The organism is Kitasatospora sp. NPDC038210 (assembly GCF_055600605.1).
The window spans coordinates 234,479-253,040 of the sequence record NZ_JBVJYK010000010.1 but is presented as its reverse complement, the minus strand read 5'-3'; the positions used below and the strand labels follow the sequence as shown (position 1 = coordinate 253,040).

Below are 18,562 nucleotides of genomic sequence, written 5' to 3'. Positions count from 1 at the left end.
ACGTCCGTCGCGCGCGTGAGCACCGCCCGTACCCCTGCCGCGGGCCGGGTGCCGGTGGGCCGGGCGTACCGCTTCGAGCTGGTCAAGCTGGTCTCGCAGTGGCGGATCCGGCTGCTGGTGCTGGCCTGTTGGACGGCTCCGGGGCTGTTCGTGGCCGCGGTGGCCCAGCAGGGGACGCTGCCCTCCGACACGCTGTTCGGCCGCTGGATGCACGCCACCGGCTGGGCCGGTCCGCTGGTGGTGCTGGGGTTCGCGGGGACGTGGGCGCTGCCGCTGCTGACCTCGGTGGTCGCGGGCGACGTCTTCGCGGTCGAGGACCGGCTCGGGACGTGGCGGCACCTGCTGATGACGGTCCGTTCACCGGGGCGGATCTTCGCGGCGAAGGCGACGGCGAGCGTCACCGTGATCGTGCTGCTGGTGGCCGGACTGGCGGCATCCAGTACGGCGGGCGGGCTGGCCGCGGTCGGCAACGATCCGCTGGTCGGCGTCGACGGGCACCTGCTGGCGCCGTCGGACGCCGCCGGGCGCGTGCTGCTGGCGTGGGGCTGCGCGCTGGCGCCCACGCTGGCGCTGGCCGCGATCGGGCTGCTCGGCTCCGTCCTCCTGGGGCGGTCGCCGATGGGGCTGCTCGTCCCCGCACTGGCGGCCGTCGCGATGCAGCTCGCGCAGATGCTGCCGCTGCCGGTGGCGCTGCGCCTCGCCCTGCCCGGCTACGCCTTCGTCTCCTGGGACGGGCTGTTCGCCGCCCCGGCGCGGCTCGACGAGCTGCTGGTCGCCGTCGCGGTCAGCCTGCTGTGGGCCGCGGTGGCGACCGCGCTGGCCCACCGGGTGTTCGTGCGGCGGGACTTCACCACCGGCCACGAGGACGGCGGGGGGCGCCGCGCGCTCGGCTACGGGGTGCTGCCGCCGGCCGGGCTGCTGGCGCTGGCCTTCGGCGCGCTCGCCGTGGCGACGCCCTCGTCGGGGTCCGGGATCTCGCAGGCGAAGGTCCAGCAGTCAGTGGCCACGGTGTTCGCGCACCTGTACCGGCTGCAGACCGACCAACTGCACCGCCCCGCCGTCACGGAGGCCCAGCTGCGGGTCTCGGCGGCGTGCGAGCGTGGCGACGGGCAGGTCGACCCGGAGGGGCCGGGCAACGACTGGCGCTGCGTCGTCACCTGGCACCTCCCCGGCACCGACGCGCCGGGGACGGCGGTCTACCAGCTCGACGTCGCCGCGGACGGGCGCGTGGTGGCCGACGGCGACGGACCGAAGGACGTGAACGGCTACTTCCTGGTGCACACCCCGGGCGGCGACGCGCCGAACCCGCTCTGGCAGTTCGACAGCCGGATCGAGCTGCTCCCCTCGGCAACGAGCCCCGACTGACGCGACAACAGCGAAGAACCGGCGAAACCCGGATGCACCCCGAAGAACCGGCGAAACCCGGATGTACCCCGAAGAACCAGACCAACCCGATGAGCTCGACGAACCCAACGAAGGGCTGACGCCATGCAGGTAACGCGTCGTCGACGTCCCCAGAAGGAGCACTTCGTCCTTCTCGGCCGCCGCGTGGGCCGCCGTGCCACGCTCGCCACGGCATGCATCACGGCCGTCGCCGTGGCCACGGGCACGGCTTTCGCGACCACCCAGCAGTTCGGCACGGACCGGGTCGGCCAGGTCACCGCCGACGGTCAGGTGATCTCCAGCGACCAGTACATCGCCCCGTACGGGAGCCGGCAGGTCATCGACAACGGCAAGCTGATGGGGTCCGCGGTCAGCCCGGACGGCGCCCACCTGGCCGCCTCGGTCGCCGACGGGGACGCGGCGCTGGTCGTGGTCGACCTCGGGACCGGGAAGGTGCAGCAGCGCGTCGGCAGCGCCAAGGTGGACGAACTGCACATCCCCAGCGGTGCGGTGGGCCAGGAGTCCCCCGTGTACTCGCCGGACGGCAAGCAGCTGTGGCTGGGCCAGCTCGACGGCTACACCAGGTTCACCGTCAACGCCGACGGGTCCCTGGCCGCCCCGGTGGCGGTGCCGATGCCCGCGGACGGCGACAGGCACGCGCTGGCGTCGGGGGCGGTGTTCTCCGCCGACGGCTCGACGGTCTACGCGGCGGTCAACGGGCAGAATCGGGTGGTCGCGATCGACGCGGCGACCGGCGCGATCGGGCACAGCTGGACGGTGGGCAACGCCCCGCGCGGCATCGCGCTGGTCGGCCACAAGCTGTACGTCGGCAACGAGGGCGGGCGCCCGGCCACGGCCGACGACGACACCCTCAACTCGTACGGCACCCAGGTGCCCGCCGATCCGGAGACCGGCGCCACGACCACCGGCACGGTCAGTGTGATCGACCTCGCCGACCCGGCCGCCGCCGTCGCGACCGTCACCGTCGGCCTGCACCCCACGGCGCTCTACGCCAGGAACGGCGTCCTGTTCGTCACCGACACCGGCAGCGACGCGGTGTCGGTGATCGACACCCGGCGCGACGAGGTCGTCCAGACGATCTCCACCAAGCCGTGGCCGGAGGCATCGGTCGGGTACGAGCCCACCGCCGTGACGCTCACCGACGACGGCCGCCTGCTGGTCACCCTGGGCCGGGCCGACGCGGTGGCGGTCTACCGCTTCGGCGGTGCGCAGGAGCCGGTGAGCTACGTCGGCCTGCTGCCCACGGACTACTTCCCGGCGGAGGTCACCACCGTCGGCTCGAAGGTGGTCGTCTCCAACACCCGTGGCATCGACGCGCGGCGCCCGAACAGCACGGGCGCGCACAAGACCCACGACACCACCTCCAGCCTGACGCAGTTCGCCCTGCCGAGCGACCGGGAGATCCGCTCCCGGACGGCCCAGGTGTTCCGGCAGAACGGCTGGACCAACGGCGCGGTCACGACGGCGAAGGGCCACCGGGCGAAGCCGGTGCCGGTGCCGAACCGGATCGGCGACCCGTCGCCGATCAAGCACGTCTTCCTGATCGTCAAGGAGAACCGGACCTACGACCAGGTCTTCGGTGACGTCGCGAAGGGCAACGGTGATCCGAAGCTGGCCCAGTTCGGCGCGAACGTGACGCCGAACCAGCACGCGCTGGCCGAGCAGTTCGGGCTCTACGACAACACCTACGACATCGGCACCAACTCCGCAGAGGGCCACAACTGGCTGATGCAGGCCGACAACCCGGAGTACACCGAGTCGTCGGCGGGCGAGTACGAACGCAGCTACGACACCGAGGACGACGCCCTGGGCCACCAGCGGACGGGCTTCCTGTGGACGGGCGCGCAGGCGGCCGGCCGGACGGTGCGCGACTTCGGGGAGTTCCACCAGTTCCTGACCAAGCCCGACGGCGCGAGCTGGCAGAACCTGTACTGCGACGCCAAGACGATGGACGCGACCGGTGCGGGCAGCGCCTACCCGCTGGAGTCCTCCTCGCCGATCCCGTCGCTCAACAGCGTGTCGGTGCCCGGCTTCCCCAAGTTCGACACCGCCGTGCCGGACCTCTACCGCTACCAGATCTGGAAGCAGGACTTCGAGCAGAACGGCCCGGCCGACCTCAACATGCTGTGGCTCTCCAGCGACCACACCGGGGGGCCGGCGGGGCCGGCCGCGCAGGTCGCCGACAACGACCTGGCGACGGGCCGGATCGTGGACGAGATCTCGCACAGTGAGTACTGGAAGGACTCGGCGGTCTTCGTGGTCGAGGACGACTCCCAGGCCGGCCTCGACCACGTGGACGGCCACCGCGCGCCGATCCAGATCATCAGCCCCTGGGCGCAGCACGGCGCCGTCGACAGCCGCTACTACTCGCAGATCACCATGGTCCGCACCATCGAGCAGATCCTCGGGATCCGCCCGATGAACCAGAAGGACAGCGCGGCCAGCCCGATGGCCACGGCCTTCACCACCGAGCCGGACTACACGCCGTTCACCGCGGTGCCCAACCGGACCTCGCTGACGGACGGCCTGAAGACGCCGCCCGCGTGCGGCGTCGACGTCCCCGCGGCGCAGGACGTCCGCGCGGCGGCGGTGCCGGCCACGACCGCGCCGCCGGCGGCCGAGCAGGCCGTCGCCGCCCAGTGGGAGGCCTGGAAGTCGCAGCAGCGGCTGACGGGCGCGAACGCCGTGCCGGACCACGCGAACCCGGCGCAGATGGAGCACCTGGTCTGGTACCAGACGCACAACTGGACCACCCCGTACCCGGGGGAGAGCGGGATCCACGCGCCGAACGACGTGCCCGGCGCGTACCTGCCGTCCGCGGAGAGCGACGGCTGATCCCGTCCTGTCGGCAGGTCCGGACCCCGGAGCTCCTCGGCCGGTCCGGACTCCTCGGCCGGGCCGGATCCCTCCCGCCGGGTAATTTCGATCACGCCCCGGGCCGGTCAACTCCGGCCCGGGGCACGGTGGTTCCCGCATGCGCGGCCGCCCGCCGCGCGTGTGCCGGGCCGGCTTTGGCAGGATCCTGACACCGACTCAGGTTACCCTTGGGTAATTCAAGGATGTCGACCGGGTGAACATTCCCGGCCCCTCATGAAGGACCCGTACGTGCTCGATCACCAGTCCCGCCGTTCCGGCCGCCGTCTCGCCGGTTCGGCGCTGGCCCTCGTCGCCGCCGTCTGCGCGCTCCCCGCCGCCCCGGCGTTCGCCGACCCGGCCCCCGTCCCGGCCCCGACCGCGCCGACCGCCGCCACCCCGCACCTGGACGCGGTGGAACGGACGCTGCGCCAGGTGTCCCCCGGCCTGGAAGGGACGGTGTGGCAGCGGACCGAGGGCAACCGGCTCGACGCGCCCGCCGGCGACCCGGGCGGCTGGCTGCTGCAGACCCCGGGCTGCTGGGGCGACCCCTCCTGCACGGAGCGCACCGGAACCCGCCAGCTGCTCGACAAGATGCGCGAGAACATCTCGCGCGCCACCCGGACCGTCGACATCTCGACCCTCGCGCCGTTCCCGGACGGCGCCTTCCAGGACGCCATCGCGGCCGGCCTCAAGGCCTCGGTGGCCGCCGGGAACGCACCGCACGTGCGGGTGCTCGCCGGGGCCGCGCCGCTGTACAACATCACCGCGCTCCCCTCGAAGTACCGGGACGACCTGGTGGCCAGGCTCGGTGACGCCGCCGGCCGGGTCACCGTCGAGGTCGCCGCGATGACCACCGCCAAGACCGCGTTCTCCTGGAACCACTCCAAGCTGCTGGTCGTCGACGGGCAGAGCGTCATCACCGGCGGGATCAACAACTGGAAGGCCGACTACCTCGACACCGCCCACCCGGTCACCGACGTCGACCTCGCGCTGAACGGCCCGGCCGCCGCCTCCGCCGGCGCCTACCTGGACACGCTGTGGGACTGGACCTGCCGCAACACCGGGGTGTTCTCGGCGGCCTGGTTCGCCTCCACCAACGGAGCCTCCTGCACCCCCTACCTGGAGAAGCGGGTCAACCCGCCGGCCGGCCGGGTGCCCGCCACCGGCGGCCTGTCGGCGCTCGCCGTCGGCGGCCTGGGCGTCGGGATCCGCGACAAGGACTCCGCCTCCGCCTTCCGTCCGGACGCGGTGCCCGCCGCCGACGGCGTCAAGTGCGGCCCGATCGGCCTGCACGACAACACCAACGCCGACCGCGACTACGAGACGGTCAACCCGGAGGAGCCCGCCCTGCGCGCGCTGATCGCCAGCGCCGGCAGCCGCATCGACATCTCCCAGCAGGACGTCACCGGCACCTGCCCGCCGCTGCCCCGCTACGACGCCCGGCTCTTCGACCTGCTCGCGGCGAAGATGGCCGACGGCGTGAAGGTCCGCATCGTCGTCAGCGACCCGGCCAACCGGGGCGTGGTCGGCAGCGGCGGCTACTCGCAGATCAAGTCCCTGAACGAGATCAGCGACACCCTCGCCGCCCGCCTCACCGCCCGCCTCGGCGACCCGGCCAAGGCCAAGTCGGCGATGTGCAGCAACCTCCAGCTGGCCCCGTTCCGCGCCGCCCCCAGCTCGGCCTGGGCCGACGGCCACCCGTACGCCCTGCACCACAAGCTGGTCGCGGTCGACGGATCCGCCTTCTTCATCGGCTCGAAGAACCTCTACCCGGCCTGGCTGCAGGACTTCGGCTACGTCGTCGAGGACCGCGCCGCCGCCGCGCAGCTCGACCAGCGCCTGCTGGCGCCGCAGTGGCAGTACTCGCAGGCCGCCGCGACCGTCGACTACACCCGCGGCATCTGCCAGGGCTGACGGACCGTCCGCACCGGGGCCGCTCCACACGGCCCTGCGCACCACGCGCGCCAGCGGCACGGCGCCACGGTGCCACCCGGCCCGGTGCCGCCCGGACTCCCCGTCCGGCCGGTACCGGAGCCGGGTGGTTCCCGTGGCCGTCGGGGTACTGGCGGTGATCCGTTCCGGGGGCCATGATGACGCGTGCCGTCGCCCGCGGCCCGGCCCGGATCCACACCCTCGGAAGGTGCCATGCTGAACCTGTCGGTCCTGTTGGAGGATTCCGCCCGTAACCACCCGGACCGCGACGCGCTGGTCCTCGGCTCGACCAGGCTCACCTACGCCGAGGTCGACGCCGCCGCGAACCGGGTCGCCAACCTGCTGGTGGAGCGGGGGATCCGGCCCGGCGACCGGGTGGCGCTGAGCTGTCCCAACCTGCCGCAGTTCCCGATCGTCTACTACGGCATCCTCAAGGCCGGCGGGGTCGTCGTCCCGCTCAACATCCTGCTGAAGGCGCGCGAGGTGGCCTACCACCTGCGCGACGCCGAGGTGAAGGCGTACTTCTGCTTCGAGGGGACGCCGGGCCTGGCCATCGGCGAGGAGGGCCGGAAGGCCTTCGAGGAGGTGAAGAGCTGCGAGGACTTCTTCGTGATCACCGCCGATCCGGCCGCGCCGTCGCCGATCGAGGGGGCGCAGACGCTGGGCGCGGCCCTCGCGGGCACCTCCCCGGTCTTCGACCCGGTGGCCACGGAGGCGACCGACACCGCCGTCATCCTCTACACCTCGGGCACCACGGGGCAGCCCAAGGGCGCCGAACTCTCCCACGTCAACACGGTGATGAACGTCCTGGCCTGCAACCGGACGTTCCGGAGCACGCCCGCCACGGACAGCCACGTCCTGTGCTTGCCGCTCTTCCACACCTTCGGCTCCACCGTCCAGATGCACACCGGCTTCTCGACGGCCGCGACCCTCCACCTCGTGCCGCGCTTCGACGCGGAGGAGGTCGTGCGGCTGATGGACACCGAGGAGATCACCTTCTTCGCCGGCGTCCCGACCATGTGGTGGGCCCTGCTGGGAGCCCTCACCGACACCGTCGACGTGGACCGGATCGCCCGCAACCTGCGGATCGGTGTCTCCGGCGGTGCCGCGCTGCCGGTGGAACTCCTCGGCCGGATCGAGGAGCGGCTCCACGTCCGGATCCTGGAGGGCTACGGCCTCTCCGAGACCTCACCGGTGGTGACCTTCTCCGACCCCGCGCGCGGGCCGCGCCCCGGCTCCATCGGCGTGCCGATCTGGGGCGTCGATATCAAACTGATCGACGCGGACTGGGCGGAGGTCACCCAGGCCGGTGCCGTCGGCGAGATCGTGGTCAAGGGCCACGGCGTGATGAAGGGCTACTTCAACCGGCCCGAGGCCACCGCCGAGGCGATCAGGGACGGTTGGTTCCGCACCGGCGACCTGGCCCGCAGGGACGAGGACGGCTTCTACCACATCGTCGACCGGGCCAAGGACATGATCATCCGGGGTGGCTTCAACGTGTACCCCCGCGAGGTCGAGGAGGTGCTGATGACGCACCCCGCTATCAGCCTGGCCGCGGTCGTCGGTGTGCCGCACGAGAGCCACGGCGAGGAGGTCAAGGCCTTCGTCATCCTCGGGCCCGGTGCCGCGGCCACCCCGGACGAACTGGTCGCCTGGGGCCGGGAACAGATGGCCGGCCACAAGTACCCGCGCATCGTGGAGATCGTCGACAGCCTGCCGATGACCGCCACCGGCAAGATCCTCAAGCGCGAACTCTCCTGACCGGCAGGCAGCCAGGCCACGGTCGCGCGGTCGGGCGCCGCGCCTACGCGGGGAAGCTGTCGATGAACGCCTCCCGGCCGCCGGCCAGGTCGAGGGGCGCCAGCTCCGCGTCGTAGTCGATCCACCACACCACCGGGACCGCGGGAGCGAGTTCGTGCAGTGCCGTGTAGATGACGGTGAGCGGCGCGGAGTGCGGCTCCCGGTCCTCGAAGGAGAAGGCGCCGTGCCGCAGGTTGTACGCCAGCTCCGCCCAGCGGCCGGGCTCGACCTCGGCGTGGATCTCCAGGAAGTTCTCGAAGGCGCCGCTCACCGTGGCGTCCGGCCAGTGGCGGCGGACGCACTCCTTCAGCTGCTCGCCGGTGAAGGTCCACGGCCCAACCTGTTCCTGGTCGGCGCTGACGTAGAAGGTGGCTCCCACGGGGTGTTCTCGCTTCTCTCGGTGGTACGGACGGACCGGTCTCGTGTCGACTGTCACGGTACGACGCGGACGTTCCCGGTGACGCCCTTGGCGGTCATCAGGGCCTGGAAGTAGGAGCTGGCCTTGGCGTCGTTGGTGATGAGCTCCAGGTGGTTGACCTTGTTGCGGGGGTCGTTCAGCGCCGAGGCGTACTTGTCCAGCTTCTTCGCCTCGCCGTCCATCGTGTTCTCGTACGCGAACTCGAAGACGCCGTCGGCGTTGTTCAGCCGGAACGGGGACTTGCAGCTCTTCTGCTGGCCGATGTACTTGGCGTCGATCGCGGCGCCGTCCTCGGGGCGGACGCCGTCGGCGTCCATGCCCAGCTCGCGGCCGGTCTCCGGGTCGGTCACCGAGGTGTACAGCCGGTACTCGGTCGATCCGGCGACCCGCACCTGGTAGGCCCGGCGCGCGTCGATCTTGGGGTCGCCCTTGGCGGAGGGGCCCAGTGCCGGGAAGGTCCGGCCGTCCTGCTCCATCTGCGTCATCCAGGCCCGGACGGCGGCCTGGTCCTGCGGCGACAGCGCCGGGAAGGGGCTGTTCGGATCGCGGGGCAGCGGCGGCATCCCGGGGGTGACGGTGAACGGCGGCGGTTTGGGCGCGGGTGCCGCTGCGGCGTCGGTCGCCCCGGCCAGGACGACGGCGGTGGTCGCCACGGCGGTCAGCCCGGCGCCGACGGGGATCAGGCTCGCCGCCGCCGCGTCGACCACGGCCGCCGCCTCGGCCAGGACCGCGACTTCCGCGCTGCCCTCGACCGCCGCGGTCATGGCCACCGCGGCGGCGCCGGCCTCGGCGGCGATCGCGGCCTCGCCGCCGGCGGCCGCCACGTCGGACCCGCCCAGGGTGACGACGGTGAGCAGGATGCCCGCCCCGGCGACGATGCCGGCGGTGATCGCGAGGTCCTCCAGCGTGTCGCGCAGGTCCTCGACCTGCTTGGCGTACGCCTCGCAGGCCTGGCCGAGCTTGAACGCGGCGTTGGTGAGGCTGTTCAGCAGCGGGCCCTCGGTGGCGCAGCCGTCGTGCACCTTCGCCCAGTTCTGCGCGAAGGAGGTGACGGCTCCGGAGGTGCTGGAGGCGGTGACGCGCAGGACCCGCTTGTCGCCCTCGGCGCCGAGCCTGGACACGAGTTCCGCGAAGCCCTTCCAGTCGCTCGCGGCCTGCCGGAGCCTCCCCGGATCGCCCTGCGGCCAGAACTTCTTGAGGAGGTCGTGGACGGCGCCGCTGTCGTTGTGCCCGGCCGCGGAGCGGAGCTTGGCCTTGGCGACCTCCTCGTCGCACTCCGGGGCGCTCGACGCGGGGAGCTTCTGCGGGGCCATCATCGAGGCCGCGATGTCGGCGTCGGTCTTGAGGTAGTTGATCGCCATCGTGTACAGGCCGTTGGAGGTCTGGCCGAGCTGGCCGACCACCTGGGCCATCGCGTCGACGAGCTTCTGCGCGGCCGGGTCGTAGGCGGCGGCGAACGAGCGGCCGGCCTCGTCGTCGCCCGCCATGCCCGCCGTGGCGTCCATCGCGAACACCAGGCTCCGGTAGATCTGGGCCGCGGAGTTCTGCAGATCGGTGAACCCGGCGGACGACAGCAGCATGTCGGCCGGTTTGACGTGAAAGTCCGTCATGGCGTTCTCCCCCGATATTTCCTGACATTCACGGTAGCAAGCAATGCCGACGGCGGCTGCCCTCGGCGCGAAGGTGAAGACGAACACCCGAGCGGGCGGAGGCGGAAGCAGGAGGAATCGGGAGCGGAGGCGGAGGCGGAAGCAGGAGGAATCGGGAGCGGAGGCGGAAACGGGAGCGCCGCCCGGCTCGGCCGCCCCGAGGGCCGGGCGAGCCGGGCGGCGCGCCGCACCGGAGCGGCGGGGCTGCGGCAGCGGTCAGCGCAGTCCGGCGAACAGGTCGTTCTCGGGCACGTCCGCGCCCGTGGTGTCACGGACCCGGACGAAGGTCTCCACGCCCCACAGGTCGTTGAAGCGCTCCTTGCCCATCCGCAGGAAGAAGATGTTCTCGCCCTGGCTGGCGTGCGCGGCCAGGGCGTCGAACTTCTGGTCGGCGAACTCGGTGGTGTCCACCCAGGTGGTGATCTCCTCGTCGGGGAGGCCGATCTCCGGCATCTCGCCGGCCTCGGACTGCTCCGGCTCCTCGAAGTCCGCGCCGAACTCGCGCATGACCTCCCCGAACCGCCGCACCATCGAGTGCGGTGCGGTCGTCCAGTAGACCTTGGGCGTCATGTCGGTGAGTTCCAGCGCCGCCATCGTGATGCGGTGCGCCTGGATGTGGTCCGGGTGCCCGTAGAACCCGTTCTCGTCGTAGGTGACGACCACGTCGGGCTGGTACCGGCGCATCAGTTCGGCGAGCCGGGCGGCGCCCTCCTCGACCGGGGTCTGCCAGAAGGAGCCGGGCGCGTCATTGGTCGGCCAGCCCATCATCCCGGAGTCGGCGAAGTCCAGCAGCTCCAGGTGGCTGACCTTCAGGACCTCGCAGCTCGCCTCCAGTTCCTCGCGGCGCATCGCGGCGACGGCCGCCGGGTCGTGCCCCGGGTCGCCCGGCTTGACACCCCCGGGCCCGTCACCGCAACCGCCGTCGGTACAGGTGACGAGAACGGTGCGGACGCCCTCCGCCGCGTACCGCGCGAGGACACCTCCCGTCCCGCTGGCCTCGTCGTCGGGGTGGGCGTGCACCGCCATCAGCGTCAACGGCCGGTCAATCATGAAAACCATCCTCGGGTCTGAAAGTGCTCGGTTCGAGTCTGCGGTACGGCGGCAGGCAGCCGCCCGCATTATCGGTGCCACCGGTGACAACCCAAGGGAACGCTTGGGGTGTTCCCATGAATCCCGAGGATTGACCGGGGGCCGGGCGGATTCGATCATCACTGCAGGGCCTGGCGGCAACCGGCTCGACCCCGCGGCGATCCGGGCGCGACCCCGGACGCGATCCGGACGCACGGCGGGGGCGCGCGGTGCCGACCCACGACGTGCCGAGAGGAAACCACCGTGTCCGTTCCGTCCGAGAAGAACCGCACCACCCCCTCCGAGCAGACCGACGCCGTCCCCCGCCGGACGGTGGCGGTGCTCGGCCCCGGGGGAGTCGGCGGCCTGCTGGCCGCCGTGCTGTCCCGCGCCGGCCACCGCGTGATCTGCCTGGCGGGTGAGCCGACCGCACGCGTCCTGCGCCGGGACGGCATCCACGTCCGCAGCCCCCAGTTCGGGGAGTTCACCGCACGGGTCGAGGCGCGCACCGAACTGCACGAACCCGTCGACCTCTGCCTGGTGACGGTCAAGCAGACCGCCCTGACCCCGGCGGCGGAGCGGATCGCCCCCGAGGCGGTCGCCGACGGCGTGGTCGTGCCGCTGCTCAACGGGGTCGAGCACGCGGCCGAGCTGCGCCGGCGGTTCGGCGAGGAACGGGTCGTCCCCGGCGTGGTGCGGGTCGAGTCGACCAGGGTCGCCCCCGGCGCCGTCGAGCACGGCAGTCCGTTCACCGAGATCGACCTGGCCGGCCCGCCCGAGCGGCTCGCGGACGTCGCCGGGATGCTCCGGGTTGCCGGCGTTCGCACCCGGGTGATCGAGGACGAGCCGACCGTGCTCTGGGGAAAGCTCGCCTTCCTGGCGCCGTTCGCGCTGCTCACCACCCGCCACGGGCTGCCGATCGGACCGGTCCGGACCGAGCACCGGGCCGAGCTGACGGCCCTGGTCGCCGAGGCCGCCGCCGTCGGCCGGTCCTGCGGCGCCGACGTCGACCCGGACCGCACCCTGGCGCTGTACGACGCCTTCCCGGCGGAGGCGAAGTCCTCGATGCAGCGGGACGCGGAGGCGGGCCGCGCGCTGGAGCTGGACGCGATCGGCGGTGCGCTGCTGCGCGCCGCGGACCGGCAGGGTGTCCCCGTGCCGCTCGCCGCCCGGCTGGTGGCGGAGCTGACGGCGGGGGCCGCGACGCGCTCCTGAGGGCACGACGGGCCGACCGCGGCGGGAGCTGTCGCGGCCGGCCGCCGGTGCCCCGGTCCGGCGGTGAATCGGCCCGTCGGCCCGGCGCTCAGTCAGCCCGTCGGTCAGTCGGTCAGTCGGTCAGTCCGCCTGGTCCGGCGGGAAGGTCACCGGGTAGGCCTCGGCGAAGTCCGCCGAGCGCGAGACCTCGCGCCACCTGGTGTCGTCCGCGAGCAGTCGGCGGTCCATGGCGATGGAGCCCTCGGCCGCGTTGACACCGAGGGGCAGGTGGTGGGGGATGTCGCGCCGCTTGGCCATCCGGACCAGGATCTCGGCGGCGCGGACGGGGTCGCCGGCCGTGCTCGCTCCGTCGCCGCCCTGTCGCAGCCGCCGGTGGACGGCACCGACCGTCTCGTCGTAGGCCTGCGGGATGTCGTGGACGAGCATCGAGGAGCCGGCCCAGTCGGTGCGGAAGCCGCTGGGTTCGACGACCAGCACCTTCACGCCGAACGGCGCGGTCTCGGCCCGCAGGACGCGGCTGAAACCGTCGATGGCGAACTTCGCCGCCTGGTAGGAGGCGATGCCGGGCGAGCCGCCGACCCTCCCTCCCATGGACGAGAACTGGATGACCAGACCGCCCTTCTGTTCGCGCAGCAGCGGGAGGGCCGCCTTGGTGACGTTGTAGACGCCCCAGAAGTTCGTCTCGAACTGGGCGCGGAAGTCGGCGTCCTCGGTGGTCTCGATCGGCGAGACGTTGGCGTAGCCGGCGTTGTTCACCAGCACGTCGATCCGGCCGAAGTGCGCGTGCGCCTCGGCGAGGGCCGCGCGGGCGGCCTCCGGGTCGGTGACGTCGAGCGCGACCGGGAGGACCCGGTCACCGAACTCCTCGACGAGGTCGCTGAGTTGATCGGGGCGGCGGGCGGTCGCGGCCACCCTGTGGCCGGCTTCGAGGGCGGCGCGGACGAGGGTGCGGCCGAAGCCGCGGGAGCTGCCGGTGATGAACCACGTCTGTTCCACGATCTGTTCCACGATCTGTTCCATGCCATTAGTAAAACACCGTTGCGGTAATAGCGCAACGCTGTTGCGGTAATACGGCAACGGTGTTGCTCTACGATGGCCGGGTGGAAGCAGCAGCATCGGAGTTCCGGCGGGCGCGCTCGCCCGAGGCCAAGCGGCAGCGCGAGGCCTCGATCCTGGAGGCGGCCCGGGCGCTCGGCCGCGAGCGCGGCATCAGGGACGTCTCCCTGACCGACATCGCCGCCGCGGTGGGGATGCACAAGTCGGCGCTGCTGCGGTACTTCGAGACGCGCGAGGAGATCTTCCTGCGGCTGACCGCGGAGGGCTGGCAGGAGTGGTCGGACGCGCTGTCCGCCCTGCTGCGGGAGGCCGAGGACCCGGGCCCGGCGGCCGTGGCCCGGGCGTTCGCCGGCACCCTCGCGGCTCGCGGGCTGTTCTGCGACCTGCTCGCGCACGCCCCGCTCAACCTCGAACGCCACGTCTCGCTCGACGCGGTGCGCGACTTCAAGCTCGCCACCCGCGCGGCCCGCGAGCCGATCGCCGCAGCCGTCCGGGCGCAGGTGCCCGGGCTGAGCGACCAGGACGTGGTCGACCTGGTCGCCACCGCCGTCTCGCTCGCCGGGGCGATGTGGCAGATCGCGAACCCGGGCGCGGAGGTCGCGGCCCTCTACCGCAGCGACCCGCGCCTCGCCCACGCCGTCATCGAGGTCGAACCCCGGCTGGCCCGCGTCCTGACCGCGACGATCGTCGGGCTGGCCGCGGAGGCGGCTTCCGCACGGGACTGACCGCCCGGGCGCGCCCTCGACGGGAGCGGACCACCGCTGGTCGGGACGGAACCTCTCGCGGATCCCGAGTGCCCGGCCGGACGGCCTGTGGAGCCGGCCCCGACGATCGCTGGAGCCCGCTCGCCAGGGCTCCGGCGATGCGATTCCCTGATGGCGGGCCGGAGACCGCCGGTGGGAGACGCACCGCGGTTCCGACTCCGTACCACCGCACTTCCAGCAGGCCGGGCCTGCCGTGAACGACCTTCCAGGACTTTCCAGGACAGCGGATCAAGGGAGAACGCGCGTGAAGATCAGCCGGAAGCTCGTCGTCAGCGCCGTCGCCGGCGGCATCCTCGCCGGGACCGTCGCGCTCGCCGCGCCGGCCAGCGCCGAGGTCAAGCCGATCGACTGCGGTGCGGCCCAGGGCCGCGGGGTGACCGTCTACTCCGGTGGCCCGAACAACTACCACGCGGTGCGCTGCTTCGGTTTCACCGGCAGCGGCTCCCAGACGCTCAGCGTCTGGATGACCGGCACCTCCGCCGTGGGCTCGGGTGTGAACACCGGTTACACCAACTACTACACCAGCGGCGGCCGTGACACCGGCGCGCGCTTCAACCCGTGGAGCATCACGCCCTACATCGACATGAACTCGACCACGTACTCGGTCAACATCTGGTCCTAGTCTCCACCGCGGCGGGCGCCGGGCACGGTCCCGGCGCCCGCCGCCGCTCCCAGGGACGGTTCGTCATGAACGCATTGCGCGGTACGACCCGACGCGCGGCCGGGCTGCTCGCCCTGGCGGTGTCGGTCGCGGTGTCGGCAGCGGCCGTCGCGGGTTGCGGGCCGGCCTCCGGCGGCGGCGCCGCGGCGACGGTGACCGCCATCGGCCCCGTCGCGACCATCACGACGGTGGAGCAGATCGTCCGGCCCATCGACACCTACCTGGTGACCCCGCAGCAGGTCACCACCCTGCAGGCCGCCGCGAACGCCCTGAACGCGCGGTGCATGCGGGAGTTCGGACTGCCGCCGGTGGCCTCCGACCTCATCGGGTTCGACGAGCAGGCCCTGCGGTACGACCGCACGCACGCCCCGCTGTACGGCTTCTTCGACCCGGAGCGGGCCGCCGTGAGCGGGTACGACCGGGTCCCCGCCCGGTCCGCGTCGGCCGCGCCCGCACCCGCGGCGGAACCGCCCTCGCCGGAGACCATGACGGTGGAACACGGGGTGGACCCGACCGGGAAGGCGGTGCCCGCGTACGCCGGCAAGGCCGTTCCGGCCGGCGGCTGCAAGGGCGAGAGCACCCGCGGCGCGGGTGGCGCCCTCCCGTTGCCCGACCCGCAGGCACTGCCGGACCACGGCCCCGGGGTCCCCACCGACGATCCGCGCGTCCGTGCCGCCTTCGCCGCGTGGAGCGCCTGCATGGCGACCAAGGGCTACCGCTACCCGACGCCGCAGGACGTCCTGGCCGACACCTCCCTGCTGCCGGGGACGGCCGAGGTGAACGGCGCGGTGTCCGTCCGGCACTCGGCGCGGGAGCTCCGGCAGGCCTCCGACGACGTGGCGTGCAAGCTGTCGACCAACCTGGTCGGCATCTCACTGGCCGTGCAGTCCGCCTACGACACCCGGTACATCGAGAGTCACGGCCCGGCGCTGGCGGAGTACCGGCAGCGGATCGAGGACCGGCTCCGCGCGGCGGAGCGGATCCTCGGCGAGCAGGGCCAGGGCTGAGGCCGCCGGCTCAGCGGCCGGTGAGCAGTCCGGCCACCAGGGAGCGCAGTCCGTCCTCGTAGGTGTCCTCGGCGGTCAGCCGCTCCCAGTGCTGGCCGACCTCCGCGAGCCGGGGCAGCGCGACCGGGTCGAGTCCGGCGAAGACCTGTTCGCGGTAGGTCGGGCGGTCGTCCGCGGCGCGGCGGCGGGCCGCCGTCGCCCGGACCACGATCTCGCCGGCGGTGTAGTACCAGATCGCCCGGTAGCCCTGCACGGCCCGTTCGGGCGGGAGCCCGCAGTCGACCAGGCCGTCGACGATCTGCTCGACGAACCAGAGGGCGTGGGCGGACATCAGGTCGTCGGCCGTCAGCACCTCCACGATCCAGGGGCAGGCGGAGAGCGCCCGGTGGATGGCGGCCGCCGCGGTGACGACCCGCTCGCGCGGCTCGGCCGGCAGTCCGGTGGGCTTCAGGGTGCGGGCGGCGTGGTCGTCCAGCAGCAGGACGAGCAACTCCTCCTTGTCGCGGACGTGGTGGTAGAGGGCCATCGGCGTGCTGCCGACCTCGGCGGCCAGGCGACGCATCGTCAGCTTCCCGACGCCCTCCTCAGTCACGATCCGGCGGGCCGCGCCGACGACCTCCTCGCGGGAGATGCGGGGCGGGCGGCCGGTGGCCTTGCGCGGTGCGGCGGGCTGCTGCGTCATGCCCCCATCATCCCCCGGCGCTCGACAGCGGAGATCGTCCGGGGTAGTTTCCTTACATGTACAAAAACTCGTTACGCCCCGGCCTGGTGCTGGCGGCGGTGACCGTCGCGCAGTTCGTCTTCGCGCTGGACATGTCGGTGGTCAACGTCGCCCTGCCCGCGATCCGCACCGCCCTGGGATTCGCACCACTCGACCTCTCCTGGGTCGTGCACGTCTACGCACTCACCTTCGGCGGCCTGCTGCTGCTCGGCGGCCGCGCCTGCGACCTCTACGGCCGGCGGCGCCTGCTCGTCACCGGCCTGGCCGTCTTCGGACTCTGCTCCCTCGCGGGCGGGCTGGCCCAGGAGCCCTGGCAGCTGGTCGCCGCCCGCGCGGGCCAGGGCACCGGCGCCGCGGCCGCCGCCCCGGCCGCGCTCGCGATGCTCACCACCACGTTCACCGAGGGCCCCGCCGGGTCCGCGCGCTCGGCGTGTGGAGCGCGGCCAACGCGGCGGGCGGCGCCCTCGGCGTCCTCGCGGGCGGACTGCTCACCGAGTACGCGAGCTGGCGCTGGGTCATGCTGGTCAACCTGCCCGTCGTGGCGGTGGCCCTCGCGCTGCTCCCCGCGGCCGGGCCCGCCGACGTGCGGTCCTCCGGCGTACGGTCCGTCGAGGAACGGCCCGCCCGACGGGAGCGGCCGGACGTGCCCGGCGCCGTCCTCGCGACCGGGGGAGTGGGGCTGCTGGTGTTCGGCGTCGTCCGGACCGAGGCCCGGGGGTGGACCGCCCCGGCCACCCTGGCCACGCTCGCCGCCGCGGCCGTACTGCTGGCCGCCTTCGTCGTCACCGAAACCCGGGCGCCCGCACCGCTGTTGCGCCTCGGCCTGCTGCGCAGCCGCTGGGTAGCCGGGGCCAACCTGCTGGTGTTCCTGGCCGCCGCAGGGCAGTTCACCGCCTTCTACTTCGTCTCCCTCTACCTGCAGCAGGTGCTGGGCCTGGGCGCCGCGGCCACCGGTGCCGCGTTCCTGCCCTTCTCGGCGGGGCTGGTCGCGGGCACCGTCGTCGCCACCCGGGTCACGGCGGCCCGCGGCCCGCGCGCCGCGCTCGTACCCGGCGCCCTCCTGGCCGCCGCGGGCCTGGCCTGGTTCGCCGGCATCAGCCCTGACGGCGGATTCCTCACCGACGTCCTCGGCCCGTCCCTCGTGACCAGCATCGGCACCGGGCTGGTGCTCGCGCCGGTCGCCGCCGCCGCGACCACCGGCATCGCCGCGCACGAAGCCGGCCGGGCCTCCGGGCTGCTCAACAGCTCGCGCCAACTCGGCGGCTGCGTCGGGCTGGCCGCCCTCGCCACCGTCGCCGCCCACCGCACCGGAACCTCCACCGACCCCGGCGCGCTCAACGACGGCTACGCCCTGGGGCTGGCCGTCTGCGCCGCCCTCTTCGTCCTCGCGGCGGTCGTGGCGACCGTCGTGCTGCCCCGCCGCCGGCCGGACACCCCCTGCCCCCGACCCGCCACCCCGGCGGAGAAGCAACCGGAAGGAACCCCCGCATGACGACGACCCCGACCACCGCGGTCGACCTCTTCGCCTCGGCCCTGCACATCCACCCCGACGGGAACGTCCTGGCCACCGGACGCCGGATGACCGGCGGTGACCCCGGCGCCTGGCAGGTCGCCACCTTCCACGTGGAGACCGACGCCGACGTCCACGCCGACCACTGGGAGATGCACCCCGCGGCCGAGGAAGCGGTCTGCTGCCTGACCGGCGGAGTCCGCGTACACTTCCGCCCCGCCGCGCCCGGGGACGCCGAGGAGACGGTACGGCTGACGGCCGGCCGCGCGGTCATCGTCCCGCGGGGCCGCTGGCACCGCCTGGAGCTCGACGCCCCCAGCGACCTGATGTCGATCACCCTGCGCACCGGTACCCGCCTCGAACGGCGCAGCGAAACCCTCCACCAACGGGGCGCCGGCTCCCGCCTCGAACGGCGCAGCGACACCCACTGAACCGGAGGCCGCCGGCCACGCGGCAGCGGCGCCCCGGAACACCGCGAAGCCCGTGGTACCGCGGTACTAC

Annotated in this window: 14 protein-coding genes and 1 pseudogene; 10 read left to right on the top strand and 5 right to left on the bottom strand. The window is 73.1% G+C overall.

Features of this window, described 5'->3' with window-relative positions; genetic code table 11:
- Positions 1–15 precede the first annotated feature (15 nt).
- The 4 genes from ACZ7KX_RS21975 to ACZ7KX_RS21960 all read left to right on the top strand — a co-directional run bounded on the left by ACZ7KX_RS21975 (position 16) and on the right by ACZ7KX_RS21960 (position 7,953).
- On the top strand, positions 16–1,365 hold the full coding sequence (locus tag ACZ7KX_RS21975; protein ID WP_470327901.1) for an ABC transporter permease: 1,350 nt from the start codon (positions 16–18) through the stop codon (positions 1,363–1,365).
- A 123-nt stretch (positions 1,366–1,488) separates the two neighbouring features.
- Positions 1,489–4,239 (top strand): bifunctional YncE family protein/alkaline phosphatase family protein, encoded by a 2,751-nt coding sequence (locus tag ACZ7KX_RS21970; protein ID WP_470327900.1) that lies wholly within the window; start codon positions 1,489–1,491, stop codon positions 4,237–4,239.
- A 270-nt stretch (positions 4,240–4,509) separates the two neighbouring features.
- On the top strand, positions 4,510–6,174 hold the full coding sequence (locus ACZ7KX_RS21965) for a phospholipase D-like domain-containing protein (protein WP_470327899.1): 1,665 nt from the start codon (positions 4,510–4,512) through the stop codon (positions 6,172–6,174).
- Positions 6,175–6,405: 231 nt separating this feature from the next.
- Entirely contained in the window at positions 6,406–7,953 is a 1,548-nt protein-coding gene (locus ACZ7KX_RS21960) for a long-chain-fatty-acid--CoA ligase (protein ID WP_470327898.1), read from the top strand.
- Between the two features lie 43 nt (positions 7,954–7,996).
- Here the strand turns inward: ACZ7KX_RS21960 and ACZ7KX_RS21955 are convergent, their stop codons facing one another.
- The 3 genes from ACZ7KX_RS21955 to ACZ7KX_RS21945 form a co-directional block, all read right to left on the bottom strand.
- Positions 7,997–8,371, bottom strand: a complete 375-nt coding sequence (locus tag ACZ7KX_RS21955) for a hypothetical protein (RefSeq protein WP_470327897.1) — start codon at positions 8,369–8,371, stop codon at positions 7,997–7,999.
- Between the two features lie 53 nt (positions 8,372–8,424).
- Positions 8,425–10,020 (bottom strand): restriction endonuclease fold toxin-2 domain-containing protein, encoded by a 1,596-nt coding sequence (locus tag ACZ7KX_RS21950; protein ID WP_470327896.1) that lies wholly within the window; start codon positions 10,018–10,020, stop codon positions 8,425–8,427.
- 255 nt (positions 10,021–10,275) lie between these two features.
- Positions 10,276–11,109, bottom strand: coding sequence for a PIG-L family deacetylase (locus ACZ7KX_RS21945; protein ID WP_396545911.1), 834 nt, complete (start codon positions 11,107–11,109; stop codon positions 10,276–10,278).
- A gap of 282 nt (positions 11,110–11,391) precedes the next feature.
- On the opposite strand from ACZ7KX_RS21945, the gene ACZ7KX_RS21940 reads away from it, so the two are divergent.
- A complete protein-coding gene (locus tag ACZ7KX_RS21940) occupies positions 11,392–12,342 on the top strand; it encodes a ketopantoate reductase family protein (RefSeq protein ID WP_470327895.1) in 951 nt (316 codons plus the stop codon).
- 120 nt (positions 12,343–12,462) lie between these two features.
- Here ACZ7KX_RS21940 and ACZ7KX_RS21935 read toward each other — a convergent pair whose 3' ends face one another.
- On the bottom strand, positions 12,463–13,362 hold the full coding sequence (locus ACZ7KX_RS21935; protein ID WP_470327894.1) for an SDR family NAD(P)-dependent oxidoreductase: 900 nt from the start codon (positions 13,360–13,362) through the stop codon (positions 12,463–12,465).
- An 80-nt stretch (positions 13,363–13,442) separates the two neighbouring features.
- Here ACZ7KX_RS21935 and ACZ7KX_RS21930 point away from each other — a divergent pair, with 80 nt between their 5' ends.
- From ACZ7KX_RS21930 to ACZ7KX_RS21920, 3 genes are all read left to right on the top strand, one after another.
- Positions 13,443–14,123: a TetR/AcrR family transcriptional regulator gene (locus ACZ7KX_RS21930; RefSeq protein WP_470327893.1), complete on the top strand. Its 681-nt coding sequence runs from the start codon at positions 13,443–13,445 to the stop codon at positions 14,121–14,123.
- Positions 14,124–14,406: 283 nt separating this feature from the next.
- Positions 14,407–14,784, top strand: coding sequence for a hypothetical protein (locus ACZ7KX_RS21925; protein ID WP_350628471.1), 378 nt, complete (start codon positions 14,407–14,409; stop codon positions 14,782–14,784).
- Positions 14,785–14,849: 65 nt separating this feature from the next.
- Positions 14,850–15,830, top strand: coding sequence for a hypothetical protein (locus ACZ7KX_RS21920; protein ID WP_470327892.1), 981 nt, complete (start codon positions 14,850–14,852; stop codon positions 15,828–15,830).
- Between the two features lie 10 nt (positions 15,831–15,840).
- Here the strand turns inward: ACZ7KX_RS21920 and ACZ7KX_RS21915 are convergent, their stop codons facing one another.
- Complete coding sequence (locus ACZ7KX_RS21915; protein ID WP_470327891.1) at positions 15,841–16,512, bottom strand: TetR/AcrR family transcriptional regulator; 672 nt, start codon at positions 16,510–16,512, stop codon at positions 15,841–15,843.
- A gap of 56 nt (positions 16,513–16,568) precedes the next feature.
- Between ACZ7KX_RS21915 and ACZ7KX_RS21910 the strand changes: the two are divergent.
- Together ACZ7KX_RS21910 and ACZ7KX_RS21905 are read left to right on the top strand one after the other, a co-directional pair.
- Positions 16,569–18,043, top strand: a pseudogene (locus ACZ7KX_RS21910) (MFS transporter).
- Positions 18,040–18,492 carry a cupin gene (locus ACZ7KX_RS21905; RefSeq protein ID WP_470327890.1) on the top strand — a complete coding sequence of 151 codons (453 nt, stop codon included), beginning with the start codon at positions 18,040–18,042 and terminating at the stop codon, positions 18,490–18,492. The pseudogene ACZ7KX_RS21910 and the gene ACZ7KX_RS21905 overlap by 4 nt, the downstream one beginning before the upstream one ends.
- Positions 18,493–18,562 lie beyond the last annotated feature (70 nt).